Origin of the sequence: Vallitalea longa, assembly GCF_027923465.1 — a bacterium.
Taxonomy (GTDB): Bacteria; Bacillota; Clostridia; order Lachnospirales; family Vallitaleaceae; genus Vallitalea; species Vallitalea longa.
On the sequence record NZ_BRLB01000008.1, the window covers coordinates 70,367 to 88,030 of the forward strand.

Annotated in this window: 18 protein-coding genes; 12 read left to right on the top strand and 6 right to left on the bottom strand. The window is 31.8% G+C overall.

What is annotated here, in order from left to right; genetic code table 11:
• Positions 1 to 74 precede the first annotated feature (74 nt).
• The 10 genes from QMG30_RS13540 (at position 75) to QMG30_RS13585 (ending at position 9,427) form a co-directional block, all read left to right on the top strand.
• Complete coding sequence (locus tag QMG30_RS13540) at positions 75 to 1,604, top strand: ABC transporter ATP-binding protein (RefSeq protein WP_281816210.1); 1,530 nt, start codon at positions 75 to 77, stop codon at positions 1,602 to 1,604.
• Complete coding sequence (locus QMG30_RS13545) at positions 1,597 to 2,667, top strand: ABC transporter permease (RefSeq protein WP_281816212.1); 1,071 nt, start codon at positions 1,597 to 1,599, stop codon at positions 2,665 to 2,667. The genes QMG30_RS13540 and QMG30_RS13545 overlap by 8 nt, the downstream gene beginning before the upstream one ends.
• Position 2,668: 1 nt before the next feature.
• Complete coding sequence (locus tag QMG30_RS13550) at positions 2,669 to 3,577, top strand: ABC transporter permease (RefSeq protein WP_281816215.1); 909 nt, start codon at positions 2,669 to 2,671, stop codon at positions 3,575 to 3,577.
• Positions 3,570 to 4,148: a cysteine hydrolase family protein gene (locus tag QMG30_RS13555; protein WP_281816216.1), complete on the top strand. Its 579-nt coding sequence runs from the start codon at positions 3,570 to 3,572 to the stop codon at positions 4,146 to 4,148. The genes QMG30_RS13550 and QMG30_RS13555 overlap by 8 nt, the downstream gene beginning before the upstream one ends.
• Positions 4,141 to 5,097, top strand: a complete 957-nt coding sequence (locus QMG30_RS13560) for a PfkB family carbohydrate kinase (protein ID WP_281816218.1) — start codon at positions 4,141 to 4,143, stop codon at positions 5,095 to 5,097. The genes QMG30_RS13555 and QMG30_RS13560 overlap by 8 nt, the downstream gene beginning before the upstream one ends.
• A gap of 30 nt (positions 5,098 to 5,127) precedes the next feature.
• The gene (locus QMG30_RS13565; protein ID WP_281816219.1) at positions 5,128 to 5,886 is read left to right on the top strand and encodes a nucleoside phosphorylase; all 759 of its coding nucleotides are present in this window, start codon (positions 5,128 to 5,130) and stop codon (positions 5,884 to 5,886) included.
• Between the two features lie 71 nt (positions 5,887 to 5,957).
• Positions 5,958 to 6,743, top strand: coding sequence for a BtpA/SgcQ family protein (locus QMG30_RS13570; RefSeq protein WP_281816220.1), 786 nt, complete (start codon positions 5,958 to 5,960; stop codon positions 6,741 to 6,743).
• Between the two features lie 22 nt (positions 6,744 to 6,765).
• A complete protein-coding gene (locus QMG30_RS13575; RefSeq protein ID WP_281816221.1) occupies positions 6,766 to 7,932 on the top strand; it encodes an iron-containing alcohol dehydrogenase in 1,167 nt (388 codons plus the stop codon).
• Complete coding sequence (trpA, locus tag QMG30_RS13580; protein WP_281816223.1) at positions 7,922 to 8,635, top strand: tryptophan synthase subunit alpha; 714 nt, start codon at positions 7,922 to 7,924, stop codon at positions 8,633 to 8,635. Before QMG30_RS13575 ends, trpA begins: the two co-directional genes overlap by 11 nt.
• Before the next feature lie 216 nt (positions 8,636 to 8,851).
• Positions 8,852 to 9,427: a uracil-DNA glycosylase gene (locus QMG30_RS13585; RefSeq protein ID WP_281816226.1), complete on the top strand. Its 576-nt coding sequence runs from the start codon at positions 8,852 to 8,854 to the stop codon at positions 9,425 to 9,427.
• 168 nt (positions 9,428 to 9,595) lie between these two features.
• Here QMG30_RS13585 and QMG30_RS13590 read toward each other — a convergent pair whose 3' ends face one another.
• The 5 genes from QMG30_RS13590 to QMG30_RS13610 all read right to left on the bottom strand — a co-directional run bounded on the left by QMG30_RS13590 (position 9,596) and on the right by QMG30_RS13610 (position 14,924).
• A complete protein-coding gene (locus QMG30_RS13590) occupies positions 9,596 to 10,300 on the bottom strand; it encodes a histidine phosphatase family protein (RefSeq protein ID WP_281816227.1) in 705 nt (234 codons plus the stop codon).
• A 45-nt stretch (positions 10,301 to 10,345) separates the two neighbouring features.
• A complete protein-coding gene (locus QMG30_RS13595) occupies positions 10,346 to 11,701 on the bottom strand; it encodes an MATE family efflux transporter (protein WP_281816228.1) in 1,356 nt (451 codons plus the stop codon).
• 229 nt (positions 11,702 to 11,930) lie between these two features.
• Positions 11,931 to 12,656 carry a sulfite exporter TauE/SafE family protein gene (locus QMG30_RS13600; protein ID WP_281816229.1) on the bottom strand — a complete coding sequence of 242 codons (726 nt, stop codon included), beginning with the start codon at positions 12,654 to 12,656 and terminating at the stop codon, positions 11,931 to 11,933.
• Between the two features lie 245 nt (positions 12,657 to 12,901).
• Positions 12,902 to 14,233 carry a PhoH family protein gene (locus QMG30_RS13605; protein WP_281816427.1) on the bottom strand — a complete coding sequence of 444 codons (1,332 nt, stop codon included), beginning with the start codon at positions 14,231 to 14,233 and terminating at the stop codon, positions 12,902 to 12,904.
• Between the two features lie 199 nt (positions 14,234 to 14,432).
• Positions 14,433 to 14,924: a shikimate kinase gene (locus tag QMG30_RS13610; protein WP_281816231.1), complete on the bottom strand. Its 492-nt coding sequence runs from the start codon at positions 14,922 to 14,924 to the stop codon at positions 14,433 to 14,435.
• Between the two features lie 273 nt (positions 14,925 to 15,197).
• Between QMG30_RS13610 and QMG30_RS13615 the strand changes: the two genes are divergently transcribed.
• Both QMG30_RS13615 and QMG30_RS13620 read left to right on the top strand, forming a co-directional pair.
• Positions 15,198 to 16,448 carry a Y-family DNA polymerase gene (locus tag QMG30_RS13615; RefSeq protein WP_330680747.1) on the top strand — a complete coding sequence of 417 codons (1,251 nt, stop codon included), beginning with the start codon at positions 15,198 to 15,200 and terminating at the stop codon, positions 16,446 to 16,448.
• A gap of 71 nt (positions 16,449 to 16,519) precedes the next feature.
• Complete coding sequence (locus QMG30_RS13620) at positions 16,520 to 16,783, top strand: hypothetical protein (protein ID WP_281816232.1); 264 nt, start codon at positions 16,520 to 16,522, stop codon at positions 16,781 to 16,783.
• A gap of 124 nt (positions 16,784 to 16,907) precedes the next feature.
• On the opposite strand, the gene QMG30_RS13625 is transcribed toward QMG30_RS13620, so the two are convergent.
• Positions 16,908 to 17,486 (bottom strand): thymidine kinase, encoded by a 579-nt coding sequence (locus tag QMG30_RS13625; protein WP_281816233.1) that lies wholly within the window; start codon positions 17,484 to 17,486, stop codon positions 16,908 to 16,910.
• Positions 17,487 to 17,664: the final 178 nt, after the last annotated feature.

Here is a 17,664-nt window from a genome sequence, read left to right on the forward strand (position 1 = left end):
ATCTATATAAATAAATTAAAATCATCCAAGTTTACATCAATATACGAACTTGTTATGTAAAGGAGTGAATTTCCTTGTATATTATTGAAACTAAAAATCTCACAAAGAAATTCGGAGATTTTACAGCTAATAATAACATTAATCTACAAGTCAAAAAGGGTGAAATCCATGCAATTGTTGGGGAAAACGGTGCTGGAAAATCAACTCTTATGAATATGTTATATGGTTTATTACAACCCACTGAGGGTGAAATTTTAATTAAAGGAAAACACGTTACAATAAAAAATCCTCGTGATGCTATCAATCTTGGTATCGGTATGGTACATCAGCATTTTAAATTAGTACCTACATTTACAATCTTTGAAAATATCTTATTGGGCGATGAACTTACCAAAGGCATTCGCATTAATAAGAAAAAAGAAATAAAAGTCGTAAAAGAACTTATTGATAAATATGGTTTTAATATTAATCCCAAAGATAAAATCCAAAATGTTCCTATAGGAACTGAACAAAGGGTAGAAATATTAAAAATGCTTTATCGCAATGTGGATATTTTAATACTAGATGAACCAACTGCTGTACTTACTCCTCAAGAAGTTGATGAATTACTAATTAGTCTAAACGAGCTCCGTGAGGCGGGTAAGACAATCATCATTATTACACATAAGCTAGGTGAAGTCAAGAAATGCTCTGATAGTGTAACAGTCATTAGAAAAGGCGAAATAGTAAGCCGAGTAGAAACCAATGATGTGACAGAAAAAGACCTAGCCAAATTAATGGTAGGTAGAGATGTCTTGTTGCAAGTAGAAAAATCAGAAGCAAAAATTGGTGAAAAGCTATTTACTGTTAATAATCTTAGCGTAACCAATAAACAAAAAATCAAATTACTCAATAATGTAAATTTCACTGTCAAAAGAGGTGAAATCCTAGGTGTTGCAGGAGTTGAAGGTAACGGTCAATCACAGTTGATTAAAGTAATTACAGGACTTATGAAATGTACAAACGGAAAAATAACTTATAAAGGTAAAAATATAACTAATTATCCTTCTGAAAAAATAAGGAAACTAGGAATTGGTATTATTCCAGAAGATAGATATAAACATGGTTTGTGCAGAAATATGAAAATATCAGAAAACCTTATGGCAGGTTATCATGATACGAATAAATTTGGTTCAACTTATCATTATAACTACAACAAAATAAAGACAAACCGTGATGAATTAATTGATGACTTTGATATACGTGTGGGTTCGGCAGATGGAAACGTAGGTCAGTTATCAGGTGGAAACGCCCAAAAAGTTATCATTGCAAGAGAATTATCTATGAATCCAGATTTAGTTATAGCCAGTCAGCCTACTCGTGGAGTTGATATTGGTTCAATAGAATTTATTCATAAACAGCTAATTAAACTTCGAAATGATAACAAAGCTGTCCTTGTAGTATCATCTGAACTGTCAGAAATTATGAACCTGAGCGATAGAATAATTGTTATGTACAAAGGTAGTGTTATAGGAGAAGTCAATGCTAAAGAAACTACAAAAGAGGAACTAGGATTCCTTATGGCTGGAATAACAGATAGAAGTGAGGTAGAGAACAATGGCTAAAATTGACTATAAACAAATTTCAAAAAGAGTATTTTATTTAATCTTACCTGTCATATTTGCCTTTATCGTAGGAGCTATATTGATAATTATATCTGGACATAATCCAATAGAAGCTTATTCAGCCATGTTTCGAGGAGCTCTAGTTGGAAAAAGCGCTTTATACAATACATTATTCAGTGCTACTCCTATTATTGTAACAGGACTTGCAATCTCAGTTGCTTTTAAAGCGAATCTATTTAATATGGGTGTTGAAGGTCAAATGTATCTAGGTGCATTTGCTGCCGCTTATGTAGGTTTTACATTAAAAGGTATACCAACAGTAATCCATGTCCTATTATGTATAGTTGCGGCTATTATAGCTGGTGGACTATTCGCTCTTATACCTGGTGTATTAAAAGGCAGATTTAATGTTAATGAAATGGTGGTCACTATCATGTTAAACTATGTAGCAATTTTGTTAACTGATTACTTGACTAACTTCGTATTCTATTCAGGTGAAGGTTATGCCGCTACATACCCTATAGAACAAAGTGCCTACCTTCCTCGTTTCATGAAAACATCTCAACTGAACTTTGCTTTCTTGATAGCTATTGTCATGGTATGTATAGTCTACTATATATTCAAATATACAAGACTAGGTTTCGAAATAAAAGCTATTGGACATAACGTAAGTTTTGCAGAAGCAACTGGTATGAACACCAGAAAAAAAACTATCATCATAATGGTAGTTAGTGGGATGCTTGCTGGTGTTGCCGGTGCTGGAGAAATCCTAGGCGTTCATCATAGATTTATAGCTGGTTTTTCACCTGGATATGGATGGGATGGTATGACAATCGCACTACTTGGTAAAAATAATCCCATTGGTATTTTAATAGCTGCATTATTCTTCGGAATACTTAAAAATGGTGGAAGTACTATGGAGCTTATGGTTGGTGTTCCAAGATCACTAATAAGTATCATTCAAGGTTTAATCATCTTCTTTTTAGCTGTAGATTATTTAAATACAGAATTCAGTTTCATGTCAAGACTCAAACTTATGTTCAGAAGGAAAGTGAGGAGTTAGTATGATAGAAGCAATATTACACACATCCTTAAGAATGGCAACACCTATTGTATTAGCTGCCCTTGGAGGACTATTCACACACAAAGCTAATGTACTTAACATTGCATTAGAAGGCATGATGCTCATTGGAGCATTCGCAGGAGTAATAGCTAGTTTTGCCACTGGAAGTATCTTTATAGCGATTATTTCTGCTATAGTTGCATCAATGCTTTTTGCACTGCTCTTCAATGTATTTGGCATCACTTTGAAAGGGAATTTTATAATCACAGGTTTGGCAGTTAATATTTTCGCAGCTGGTTTGACATCTTTTGTCTTACAAGTCGCATTTGGTAGGAGAGGTGTATTCTCAGACCCTAAAATAGTAGGAACCACCCCTATTCATATTGAATTTTTGGACAAAATACCTTTTATTGGACCTATCTTGAATAACCATTCACCTATGGTTTATGTAAGTATTATCATTGCGATTCTAGTATATTTCGTTCTGAATCATACTAAATACGGTATTTACGTTAGAGCTGTAGGAGAAAATGAAGAAGCTGCAAAAGCTATTGGTATCAAAGTCAATAGAATTAAATACTCTACTGTTTATATAAGCGCAATACTATGTGCACTCGCTGGGATTAATCTTTCCCTTGGCAACCTCACTATGTTTGTTGAAAATATGACTAATGGCCGTGGATTTATTGCCCTTGCAGCAATATTCTGTGGAAGAGGTACTACTCTTGGTACCTATGTATTTAGTTTCCTATTTGGTTTTGCTGATTCTATTCAAATGCGTTTACAGAATCTTAACATTCCAGGCACATTTATACAAATGATACCTTTTATATTTATAGTATTAGTGTTATCAATTGTTGGAGCTGTTAGAATGATTGGTAACTTAGATAGGGGGATAAAAGATGAATAAAAAAACAGCTTTAGTAATTGTGGATATGCTTTATGACTTTGCACACCCGGATGGAAAAGTATTTTATCCTCAGAACCAAGAAATTCTACCTAGAATCCGTGATGTAATTGATCACTGTAGAGAAAAAAATATTTTAATAATTTTTGTACAACATTATCATAGAAAATATTTATTTGACAAAGAGCTAGGTTCTGGAAGAAGGATTAATTGCCTAGAAGGTTCTGGCGGTGAAGAAATAATGCCAGAACTCGGATATGACGAAAGAACTGACTATATTGTTAAAAAAAGAAGATATAATGCCTTTTGCGGAACTGACCTTGATCTTATTCTAAGGGAACATGATATAAGAAACCTTCTTATATGTGGTACTAAAACCAACTGTTGCATACGTGCGACCGTAGAAGGTGCTTATCATCTGGACTATAACCCAATCGTTATAAAAGAATGTGTCGCTACCAACGATGAAGTAGTTAATAATGTTCACTTAACAGATATAAAAAAATACTTAGGTAGTGTCATTACAATGAATGAACTATATGAGAATCTAGATGGTGGTGAATTTAATGACTAAAGATATAGACATCATAGCGGTGGGCTATCCCAGCCTAGACAGAATAATCAAAACAGAAGATTCCATCTCCATTGGGAAAACTTCAATAATCCAGAATTCGGATAACAGTAAAATATATTATGGTGGATGCAATGTCAATATTGCCTATACTTGTGCTAAATTATCATTAAAATCTATGCTAATGATGCGTGTCGGAAATGATTTTCAATCCACAGGATATAGAGATTTCTTACAAGATATCCACATTTGTTTAGATGGTATTGAAGTCATAGAAGAAGATGTTACCTCTAACTCTTATCTTATAGAAAATGATATGGGTAATCATATAACATTATTTTATCCAGGTGCTATGTCTGATAAATATCCTGTTCACATTGATGAAGAGATTATAAAAAGAGCAAAATACGGTGTCATAACAGTAGGAAATCTAGAATATAATATTGCTTTTGCAAAAGCTTGCATCAATGAAAATGTTCCTATTATATTCGGCATGAAATGTGACTTTAAAGCATTCAAAGAAGATGCTCTAAAATACTTGCTTAGCTCCTCTACTATTATTTTCATGAATGAAGGAGAAAAAAAAGAAATCAAGAAGTTGTTTAATCTTAAAGACATATGTGACTTATTTGATAATGGTCGTTGCAAATGCTTAGTTATAACACAAGGAAAAAATGGTAGCCTTATTTTATGCAAACACAATGGTAAAATCATGAAAGAAACAGTACCAATAGCTAAACCTGATAAAGTAACAGACACTTCAGGTGTGGGTGATTCTTATATAGCAGGTTTCATATATGGATTGGTCCACAAGATGTCCTATATGGATTGTGGAAAAGTAGGAGCTACAGTTGCCTCATTTATAATAGAAGAAATGGGATGTTTAGGTAATGTGCCTAGTGAAGAACAATTAAAAGAACGGTATAAACTCAACTTTATTAACAATTTATAGATTAGAAATCAGAAGAAAGGAATTGGCATAATGGAAAAGACCTTATATCTAAAATCAACTGATAAAGATATTAGTAAATATGTCGTTTTTTCAGGCGACCCAAGAAGAGTTGAAAAAATAATCAGCTTTATGGAAGATGTAAAAGAAATTGCTGTAAGTAGAGAGTTCCACTCTTATACCGGATTCTATAAGGGTGTTAAGATAACAATAAGTTCAACAGGTATTGGAGGCCCTTCAGCAGCTATAGCTTTAGAAGAAATGTATGAATGTGGTATGGAAGTTGCAGTGAGATTAGGAACTGTTATGGGACTTAGAGATGATCTATTAGGTAAATTCATTATACCTGTTGGCGCTATGCGTGAAGATGGTACGACAACAACATATGTTGATAGATCATATCCCGCAGTAGCTGACTTTGAACTTGTTGAATATATGAACAAAAGTGCTGAAAATAATGGATTTGGTTATGATAATTCAATAATTTGCAGTTATGACGGGTTCTATAGTCAAATGAGAGAATCCCGATTATCTAATAAATTACAACTACCTATAGTAGAAGATATTCAAGAACTTAAAAAGTACAACATTGGTGGAATTGATATGGAAAGCAGTACGATTCTTACTCTTTCACGTCTAATGGGTATTAAAGGATGTGTCGTAACTATGACAACAGTTCTTGAGAATCTCAAAAACTACCTGAAAGGTGGAAATAGACAAAAAGCTGAAGAAGAAGATCTTGTACGTGTAGTACTTGATGGAATCGTATTATATCACAATGCAAATGCATAGAAACATGAAGCTATTGAAGCTTCATATTATACTATAAATTCAACTGATCATAGAGGAAAGGACGATTAATTATGAGTTGGTGCAAGAAAATATTTGGAACAAATAAACCTATTATTGGTATGGTACACTTGAAAGCTTTACCAGGTACAGCTAATTTTGATGGTGATATGGAAAAGATTTATGCTGCTGCCTTAAAAGATGCAAAAGCTTTAGAAGCAGGCGGTGTAAATGGCATAATGGTAGAAAACGATGGAGACATCCCTTTCAGTCATTTACTTACTACTGAACAAACTGCTGCACTTGCAGCCTTAACAGCTGTTATAAAAGAGCATACCAATGTACCCATTGGTGTAGATGCAGCTTTTTGTGATTATAAAAGTGGATTAGCTTGCGCAAAAGGAGCTAGAGCTGATTTTATACGTTTACCTGTTTTTGTAGATACCGTTGTCAGCTTTAATGGAATTATGGAAGCTTGCTGTGATGAAGCTTTAAAATATAGAAAAGCCATTGATGCAACAGAAGTCAAAATATTAGCTGATGTTCAAGTTAAATATACTCACATGTTAAATTCTAACATTAGCCTTGAAGAATCTGCTGTATGGGCACAAGCTTGCGGAGCAGACGGAGTTATTGTAACTGGTTCACATACTGGTGGTGAAACACCAATAGATGCAGTTAAAAGAGTTAAAAACACTGTAAAAATACCTGTATTCATTGGTAGTGGAGTTACAACTGATAATGCTGATGAACAACTTAATATCGCTGATGGAGCTATTGTAGGATCTAGTATAAAAAGTGACGGAGTAATAGATACTGAAAAAGTTAAAAAACTTATGAATAAGATTGAACATAAATAATGATATGAGGAGAGTGACTAAAATGATGCGTCCAATGAAATTAGGCGGAGAACAATTGATGTTCGGACAAGGAGTTCTTGAACATCTAAAAACTATAGAAGGTAATAAAGCTGTAATCGTAACAAGTGGTGATTATCTAATTGTCAGTGGCCATATGGCTAAGATTCAAGGTTATTTGAAAGATGCTGGTATTGAATCAATTATTATTGATGATGTTGAACCTGATCCATCTTTCGAGACAATTCATGAAGGTGCCAAAAAAATGATGGAATACGGTCCTGACTGGATTGTAGGTGTTGGCGGTGGTTCTGCTATGGATGCTGCCAAAGCTATGTGGGTAATATATGAATACCCAGAAATCGATACAATAGATAAATTTGAATCAAAGCATAATAATATGCCCCCTCTTAGAAATAAAGCTAGAATGATAGCTATTCCAACTACCAGTGGTACTGCTAGTGAAGTCAGCCGTTCTGTAGTTATAACTAATACAGCTACTCATAAAAAATCAGGTGCCAGTGATATGAAAATGATACCTGATGTAGTTATTCTCGAACCTGATATTACTGCCTCAATGCCTAAGGGACTTACTGCCGCAACAGGGATGGATGCCCTTACACATGCAATAGAAGCCTATACTTCAACAAGAGCCAATATGATATCTGATGTATTAGCAGAAAAAGCAGTAGCTATGATACTTGATAATCTAGTAACAGCTTACAATACAGGAAATGATTTGACAGCAAGAGAAAACATGCAAGTCGCATCTTGCTTCGCTGGTATGGCATTTACTAATGTATCTCTAGGGATAGTACATAGTATTGCTCATACTGTAGGGGGATTATTCGGAATTCCTCACGGTCTAGCTGATGCTATAATTCTTCCTTATGTAATTGAATTCAACATGTCAGATGATATGGCTAAAAAACGCTATAATGAACTGGCTAAGAAAATCAATAAAGATTCTTTATTAGATGCTGTAAGAGAAATTAATAATCAATTAGATATACCTTTTTCTCTAAAAGAAGTAATTAATGATGATGACTCATTCAAAGCTCAATTAGAAGAGATTGCAAAGTTAGCCATTGCCGATGGATGTACTAAGACCAATCCAATAGTTCCAGATGTAGAACACATGAAAAAACTTATATTAAAAATATATAACGGAGGTACAACTAATGAGTGTTAAAATAATTGGTTACTTGTCTTTTGGTTATCCAACCATAGAAAAAAGCATAGAAAGAGCAGACATATATATAAAAGCCGGTTGTGACTTTCTAGAAGTAGATTTTCCTACAGATAATGCTTATTTAGATAGTGATTTTATTGGCGGTAGAATGAAAGCAGCTATGGAAGCTTGTGACGATTTTGATAAATACTTCAAAGGTATCGAGACATTAAAAGAAAAATATCCCAATACTCCAATAATATTATTAGCTTATGAACATACCATTAAAGCAATTGGTGTAGAAAAATTCATTAAACGTTGTAAAGAATTAGAAACCTACGACTTGATAATGGTTGGTCTTGAAAACGAAGATATCAAAAATCAACTTATCAAAGAAGGTATTAAAATATCCTGTTGGGTACCTTTTGATTTACCAGAAGAGAATGTCACAAGTGCTCTAGCCTCTAATGGCTTCGTTTATCTCCAATCAAAATCTGGTGGAAAAGAAAAAGAAGGTTATGAAACACTTGATAAATGTATCAAGTATCTTAGAGAAAGAGGCATTAAGAATCCTATTTATTGTGGCGTTGGTGTCTCCACTCGTGAAGATATCGTTAGAATAGAAAAAGCAGGAGCTGATGCAGCCTTTATCGGTAGTGCTTTATTAAAACAAGAAACCGACGAAGATATAATCAACTATATTCAATCTTTGAAAAGTAATTAAATTACAATCAATTAGTGAACTTATATAACAATAAAAGTGTTTTGCGATACTGATATTATCTCATAGAAAATATGTAATGGTATTTTTTAGCAAAACACTTTTTCTTCAATTAAATACGTAATACAAAAGTAATTGATATAAAACACTATCTATTTTCAACTTAATGACTATCTGATATAATATATATTATTAAGAATTCTGTGAGGCGAAAATATTATGTTAGATTGGAATGAACTTGAGAAAATATGTAACAACTGTACTAGATGTGATTTATATAAAACCAGACATCATATGGTATTCGGGAAAGGTGATATAAATACTAATTTAATGTTTATTGGTGAAGGTCCTGGCGAACAAGAGGACTTGACTGGAACTCCTTTTGTAGGAAAATCTGGACAACTTTTTGATAAGATTTTAAAAGCAGTAGACATATCAAGAGAAGAAATATACATAGCTAATATAGTAAAATGTAGACCACCTAGAAACAGAAATCCCCTTGAAACTGAAAAAAAAGCCTGTTTACCATATTTGAGATATCAGGTTAAACTAATACATCCTAAAATAATCGTGTGTCTCGGACGAGTTTCTGCACAATGTATTATCAATAAAAATTTTAGAATCACTAGAGAACATGGAACTTGGGTTGATAGGAAAGGATATTATTTAACGGCTACATATCATCCTTCTGCTCTATTACGTGACCCTTCCAAAAAAAGAGATGCTTGGGAAGATTTCAAGAAAATCAAAGAAAAATATCTTGAAATAAGTCAAAAAGAAAATGAAACCACATAATTGAAAAAACAAAATATATAATTTTTATATGCTAAAAAACCATCTATAGCGATAAGATAACAACTTACAAAGCCATTCTTATGCCATATATGGTTTTTATATGTACTACCGTCGAATATTATACCGATATTATTTGCCATGGTTTAATCCTAGGATATTTTCATTTAGTTAATAGTAATTTGCTTTCAACCCAGTCGATGTACATTCGATTCCTGCTTCATACAAATGAGATGTATCTCCAAATCCTATACATCTAGGAACAGCCCATTCTTTTGACCTTTCCTCAAATAAAATAGTTGTAACGGAAGTTGTTTGGATAAAAAAACTTGCCCAAAAAATAGGTAACGGTATATTAAGCAGATGAGAAAGCCACGTTCTTCCAAAACCTCCATGACAAAAAATAGCGATTTTCTCTCTATTAGGTTCTAATATACGATATTTACTACCAACTCTTTCATATCCTAATTTTTTAAAAAACATATCCGATTCTTTTTGAATTTCAGTAAACTTTTCTCTAGCATTTACACCTTTTATTATAGGTAGCTTATGCCAATCTGTAAGCGTCAAATAAGATGTATCTTTCAATATTACTTCACCTGGTAAATTCCAAGCCGGACAATCTTGTATGTCTTTATCATTTATTGGCATTCGTGGTATTTCTCTAGTCCATTCAAGTATCTTTGGTTCAATATCCATTAGTTTGGCAGTATATTTCATGGTATCAATAGCTCTACCTAATGGTGAGCAATAAATCCGTGTTATACCTTCTTTATTAAGTCTTTTGGCTAAGGCTTTAGCTTGTTTATGTCCATCATCAGTAATTGTATCGTTTTTGTAATCTGGTTCAGCATGACGAATAATATATAGTCTCATAATTATTTCTCCTTCAACATAAAATTACATTAACCATTTATATTTTTACCATGTTGATAATTGATTCTTATATACTTTTTTAAATGATATCAGTGCAACACTAAGACCTGCTATTTCTGATGTTATAAATGAAAACCATACCCCATTAAGTCCAAATATCTTACCAAATATGAATGCACATGGTAATAATACTACCAATTGCCTTATTATTGAAACAATCATACTAATATGAGCTTTTCCCATTCCTTGGAATGAAGTACTATACATAATAGAAATTGCAGCCATAGGGAAGATGAAACTAATAATTCTAAAGGCTATGACCCCAATTGAAACCATCTCTTGCGAACTATTAAACAAGCTGAATAATTGAGATGGTATAATCTGAAATGCTAAGAATCCCAATGACATATAAATGATAGCTGCAGTAATACCTAATTTTATAGCTTTCATTAGTCGCTCCTTATTTTTAGCACCATAATTATAACCAACTATAGGCATGATACCCTGTGATAATCCAAAAACAGGCATAAACACAAAAGATTGAAGCTTATAATACACTCCCATAACTCTTACTGCCACGTCTCCAAAAGATCCTAATACTAAATTTAGTCCAATAAGCATCACTGAACCAATTGCTTGCATTACAGCTGCTGGTAATCCTACTTTCATGATACCCTTTATTATGTTTCTATCGTATTTGAAACTTCTAAAATCCAATTTTACTTGGTGATCTTTTGTATAAAGTACAATCAACATATATACCATAGACAGTATTTGACCAATAACAGTTGCAATAGCTGCTCCTCTAATACCCATCTCAGGTAATCCAAAATAACCAAATATCAATATTGGGTCTAAAATAATATTTATTACTGCACCTATCAATTGTGATATCATCGGATGAATCATGTTTCCCGTACCTTGTAGAATACTCATACCTGCTTGAGCTATTAATCTACCAAATGAAAAAAACATTATTATCTGTATATATTGCGTACCTAATTCAATTATATTTTTACTTTTAGTAAACCATTCAAAGAAATCATTGGCAAAAAATATACCTAACAAAAGAATAATTAAATATAATGCTAAACTCATCAAAAGGCCATGTTCAGCTGCATTAGACGCAGTCTCTACATCTTTTTCTCCTAGTTTTCTTGATATAAGTGAATTAATTCCTATGCCTAGTCCTACAAAAAAAGCTATAATTATCAGCTGTATAGGAAAAGCATAACTAACAGCAGTAAACGCATCTTCACTATATCTAGCCACAAATATACTATCAACTACATTATATAACGCTTGTACTACCATAGCTATTATTGCAGGTCCAGACATCACAAACATCAATTTAGATATCTTCATCGTACCCATTTTATTTTGTCTAGAATTATTTTCCATTTTGTATTTTCCCTTCCAAACTATTATAATTATAATATCTATTTTATTTCAAAATATCTGCAAAAACTAGTTTATTCTTATCAAAGAACATTGTCAACTATTTTAAATGTTGAAATTTATATTTTTATGATATGCTTCTTAATATTTATGTATAATTATTATAGCTAACTTTATACATCTAACATTCTAAAAATTATACGTATTCTAATATGTAACCCATTATTTTCTATTATTTTCTTATTATTAACAGACAACCTAAAATGAACATCAATAGAATCACGATTCTATGAAGCAATTTACTATTGATCTTTTGGAACATACTTAGTCCTAATAGATTTCCAACAATAGTACCTGCTCCTCCATATAACGCAAAAGTTAATATGTTACCATTAATATTCCCATATATGGCATGCATGATTACTATCATAATTGATCTAGTCAAGAAACTGAATTCAAGTGTTGCTTTGTACGACAGTCTATCTTTCGTTCCATACAGATAATATACAACTAAAGGAGGTCCTCCTACATTGAACATTCCACTCATTATACCGCTTAATGAACCTGCTAGAATACCATTTTTTACATTTGTTTTGATCTTTATTTCTTTTTTACCTTTTATATATAAAAATATTGAAATGACAACTATTGTTACTCCCAAAATTTTCTTCAGTACGTGTTCATCTCCAAAAACTAAAAATCGTACACCAATGGGCACAAGTACCAATGAAGATACTAATGGTACTACTGCAATTTTATAATTTATATGTTTTCTGAATTTAGCAACAACATATGTTCCCATAAAAAAAGTCTGTAATCCAGTTACTATGGCTGCTACTTTCAAAGGCATAATGAATGGTATAAAAAACATTACAAACATTGCAAAACCAAATCCTGATAGTCCTTGAATCAAACCACCACCAAAGCAAATTACTAAAGTCAATACTTTTTCTGTCATAGTTACGGTCTCCTTGTCCACTGTAGTTTAGGTAAAAATTCTAATTATACTTTTATTCCATATTTTCAAATATAACATGTTTTAACCTTTTTGGCAAAAAGATTGTGCTAGATCTTATAGAATTTTCATATATAAAAATAATACATCTATAATAAGAAAAAACAGGAAAGTAGACCTTTCCTATTTAATAAAAAACGCTCCGTTTATTTAATAAACGAAACGTCATAACTAAAAAACTTATCTATTTACATGTTTTTTTCAGCTATTTCAGCTAAAGGACTACGTTCTACTCTTTTAAGTGCCACATGCCCTGTAATATTGAAGTATTTCATTTTCTCAACAGTATATACTAACCCATTGGATTTTGAATCAATATAATTATTATCAATCTGATTATCACTAGGATCTCCCAAAAATACAAATTTGGAATGTTCTCCTGCTCTAGTCAACATAAGTTTTGCTAAGTGTGGTGTCATTTCTTGAGCTTCGTCAACTATAATCAATGCATTGGTAAAAGTTCTGCCTCTCATATATGTAAAAGTCTTGGTCTCTATAACTCCCCTCTGTCTGAATTGTTCAATGAAATCTTCTACAGTAAATGAAGGTTTTCCTCCATTATTCTTACCTACTTCTTTTATGTCAGATAGATTCTCTATAGCATCATAGAAACTTCCCATCCAAGGTTTTAATTTTTCTCTTTCAGTACCAGGCAGATAGCCTATATCATTTCCTGCCGCTATTACAGGTCTTACGAATACTATTTTTCTATATTTATTGGTTTCTATTACATTCTGTAAAGCAGTCGCCGTTGCTAATATTGTTTTTCCCGACCCGGCTCCACCTATAATAGTTACAAAATGGATATCTGGGTTCATAAGTAATTCAAATGCCATTTTTTGCTCTCTATTGATTGGATTAAGTCCCCATGCACATTCATTAGCATGTATAAGAGGAACTATTTTTTCTCCATTATATCTGGCTAGTATCTCATGAGAAATTTTGTCTTTACTTTTTATATGAAGAAATTCATTAGGATATATCTCTTCTGACAAGTCTTTTGGAAGTTCTAAGCCCTCATCAAATATTTTATCAATATCTTTTGATAATAATTCAATTTCGATATATCCTTTGTAGATGGTATCAATGTCAATACGGTCACTTTGATAATCTTCTACTTCCATTCCTAATGATTTAGCTTTTATAGCCATATATAAATCTTTTGTCACCAATACTATTGGAATGTCTTTATTAACCTTTTTAAGACTTAATACTATGGCTAATATTCTAGAATCGTTTTTATTGGTATCAAAACCATTAGGAAGGATATCTATATCCATATGATTCAATTCTACACGCAAAACACTTTTATTGGGTAATTCAATTCCTTTTTCTATATCACCTTGTTCCATGAGTATTTTAATTTCTTTAGCTACCATTCTAGCATGAAACCCTACTAATCCCTCTCTTCTTTTTAGATTGTCTAATTCTTCTATGCATATTAAAGGTATAATTATGTTATTGCAAGGAAAGTTATGCATAAAATCAGGATCATGAATCATTACATTAGTATCAATTATATAATTTTTAACCGTATAAGTTCCTCCCTTCTAAAAATGCTGGTAACACCTCCTATTATACTTAGTATTTGTTCGTATATTATTAATATATTCTTAACACCTTAGAACTATCCTATTTAATTAAAAAGGACCGATGAATAGCATCTAATATGAATATCTATTCTACAGTCCTTGAATTTGATTTTATCTTCAATTTTTGTTATACATTTCCTTTTATATCTCTAACAATATCTTCTAAACTTTTATTATCACAATCAATAACTACATCCGCATACTTTTCATACAACTTAATCCTTTGGTCGTACACATCTCTTAATGTATGTCCTTTAGCCATGGCTATACCTCTTGTAGTTATATTGTTCACTCTTCTTTCTATCTCTTCATATGAGACCATTAAATAAACCACAATTCCTCTTTCTTTTAAATGTTTCATGGCTTCTTCTCTAAAAACTACACTTCCACCTGTAGCTATAATAGAATGTTTAGCTTCTATACTCAGAATAGCATCTTTTTCTACATCTAGAAATTTCTCCATTCCGATATCATCAATGATTTCTTGTAATAATGTATTTTCTCTTTCTTGAATTACTAAGTCTGAATCAATAAATGTAAAACCTAGAGTTTTTGCCAGAACTACTCCTATTGTACTTTTCCCTGCTCCTGGCATGCCTGTTAATATAATGTTATTCATTTTATGTTTTTCTCCTATACTTTATTGTTAATTTTGATAAATATATTTATCTCAAATTACCCTTTTAAAATTAAAAATCATTATTAATAACTTGTAGGTAATCTAATAACCAATACTACATTACTATGTTTTCTTTATTATACTTTATATATTTATTGGTTTCAATCATATCATTAGTGTGTTTTTGATTCCATTATTTTACAATTGTTACCAAAAAATACCCCTTTACCTCGAACACTTGTTCGTGTATACTAAATTTAAGAGGTGTTTATTATGCAGTATACTATTTTTCATATTGATGTGAATTCAGCTTATTTAAGTTGGGAAGCTACTTACAGACTTCAACAACAAGTATCTTGTGTTGATCTTAGAACTATTCCTTCCATTATTGGTGGTGACGAATCTAAACGACATGGAATTGTATTAGCCAAATCTATTCCTGCTAAAAAATATGGTATAAAAACAGGTGAATCATTGTTCAGTGCACGTCAGAAATGTCCATCCCTTGTAATAGTTCCTCCTAATTATAAACTTTTTATGAAATGCAGTGATGCAATGGTAAGTATATTCAAAGAATACTTTCCACTTGTTGAAAGGTACAGCGTAGATGAATGTTTTCTTGATTATACTAATATGAGTCATCATTTTGGTTCACCTATCCAATTTGCTCATTATTTGAAAAATAAAATACAAAAGGAACTGGGTTTTACCGTTAATATAGGTATTTCTAGTAATAAACTATTAGCAAAAATGGCTTCGGATTTTGAAAAGCCTAATAAAATTCACACATTGTTTCCTGATGAGATACAAGAAAAAATGTGGTCTTTACCAGTAAGAGACTTATTTATGGTAGGTAGAGCCACTAATAATAAACTTATGAAACTTGGTATTTACACAATAGGGCAATTAGCCAACTCTGATCCTGACCTTTTATATGCACATTTTAAAAGTCACGGATACCTTATACATGCTTATGCTAACGGAACGGCTACCGCTATTGTAAAACCTTGTTCTCCTGAAGCAAAGGGTATTGGTAATTCTACTACTATTTCCTTTGATGTAACCGATTCACGCACTGCCAAACTTATTTTATTATCCCTTACCGAAACTGTTTGTATGCGCTTAAGAGACTCTAATATGATAGCGAAAATGGTTAGTATAAGTATAAAGTCACATGATTTTGTTTCATTATCCCATCAAATGAATTTGACTGAGTCTACAGATATAACCAGTAATATTTACAAAGCTGCCTGTACTCTATTTGATGAAGCTTGGAACAAAGAACCTATAAGGCATCTTGGAGTTAGAGTATCTTCTCTTACTTCAAAGTCCTATACACAACTATCTCTATTCGATTTTGATAACTATGAAAAGCATACTGCTTTAGATGAATCAATAGATAAAATACGTTTAAGATACGGTAATACTTCCATTATCAGAGCTTCATTTTTATATAGTGGTCTAAGGCCTCTGAATGGAGGGATGCCAGAAGAAAATTATCCTCTTATGTCATCTTTATTATAACTGAGATAATAGTTACTATTATTAATTATAGTCACTAATTTTCATTTAATAAGAAAGGGAGTGTGACTTTTATGAAAGTGATTATGGAACCTATTGAAATGATAGGATGGTTTAATCTAAAAGGAGTATTAATGCCTCTACGATTTCGTCTGGAAACTAAAGAACATGAACTTAAAACAGTTAAAATAAATAAGGTCTTATATCACACGGAAGAAAAAATTGCAGGAAATCCTATGAGAACTTACGCCTGCGTAGTTGCCGTAAATGGGATAGAAAAACCTTGTGAATTAAAATATGAATTGAATACCTGTAAATGGATACTGTTTAAAATATGACTTCCAAATAATCTACTATATCATATTAATCTTGAAAATAATCTTATTCCCTATGTTATTATAGATTTTACTTCTATTTCATATGCTTATTCATATCCTTAAAAAATAGGAAAGAAAATCTTTCCTATTCTATCTTTGGATTTTTATAGCAATGATAACAAACCGGCACAAACTTCTCAAGTCCACCGATATCAATAGAATCACCTTCATATATAGGTTTGTCATCAACAATTTTTAAATTATGAGTAGCCTTATTATTACAAAACCAACATACAGTTTTTATTTCTTCAAGTTTATCAGCAAGCTCAAATAATCTTTTGCTCGCATCAAATAATTCCAATGTATAACTTACTCTAAGGCCATAACAAATAACAGGGGTACCATATGTGTCAACAATCTCTCTAAGTTGATCTATATGTTTAGTCTTTAACATCTGGCATTCATCAACTAATATACAATCAATATTATCTTTTTTATCACGATGTGATGCATACAAATCAAAGATATCTGTGTCATCATCAATTAACTCAGCTGGCATTTTGAATCCTGCTCTAGTAGCTACATATCCATCACTTCTAGTATCTATTTTAGGAATTAAAAGTAATACTTCTTTACCTTGAGTCTGATAATTATGAGCTGTTGCAATAAGATTTAAAGATTTTGCGGAAAAAACTGTGCCGTATTTAAAAAACAATTTCGCCATGTTATTTCTCCTAACATTTATTATTATTCCTATTGGAACTATTCTTTTATATTATTGCACAAATTTATTTTCAACTCAACATTATATTTATAGGTCTAAACTACTATTATTCCAATGGGTTGTATAGGTATTATGTACTGTTTTAGTTTTTTTTTAAATATTTTGTAACCATTAGAAC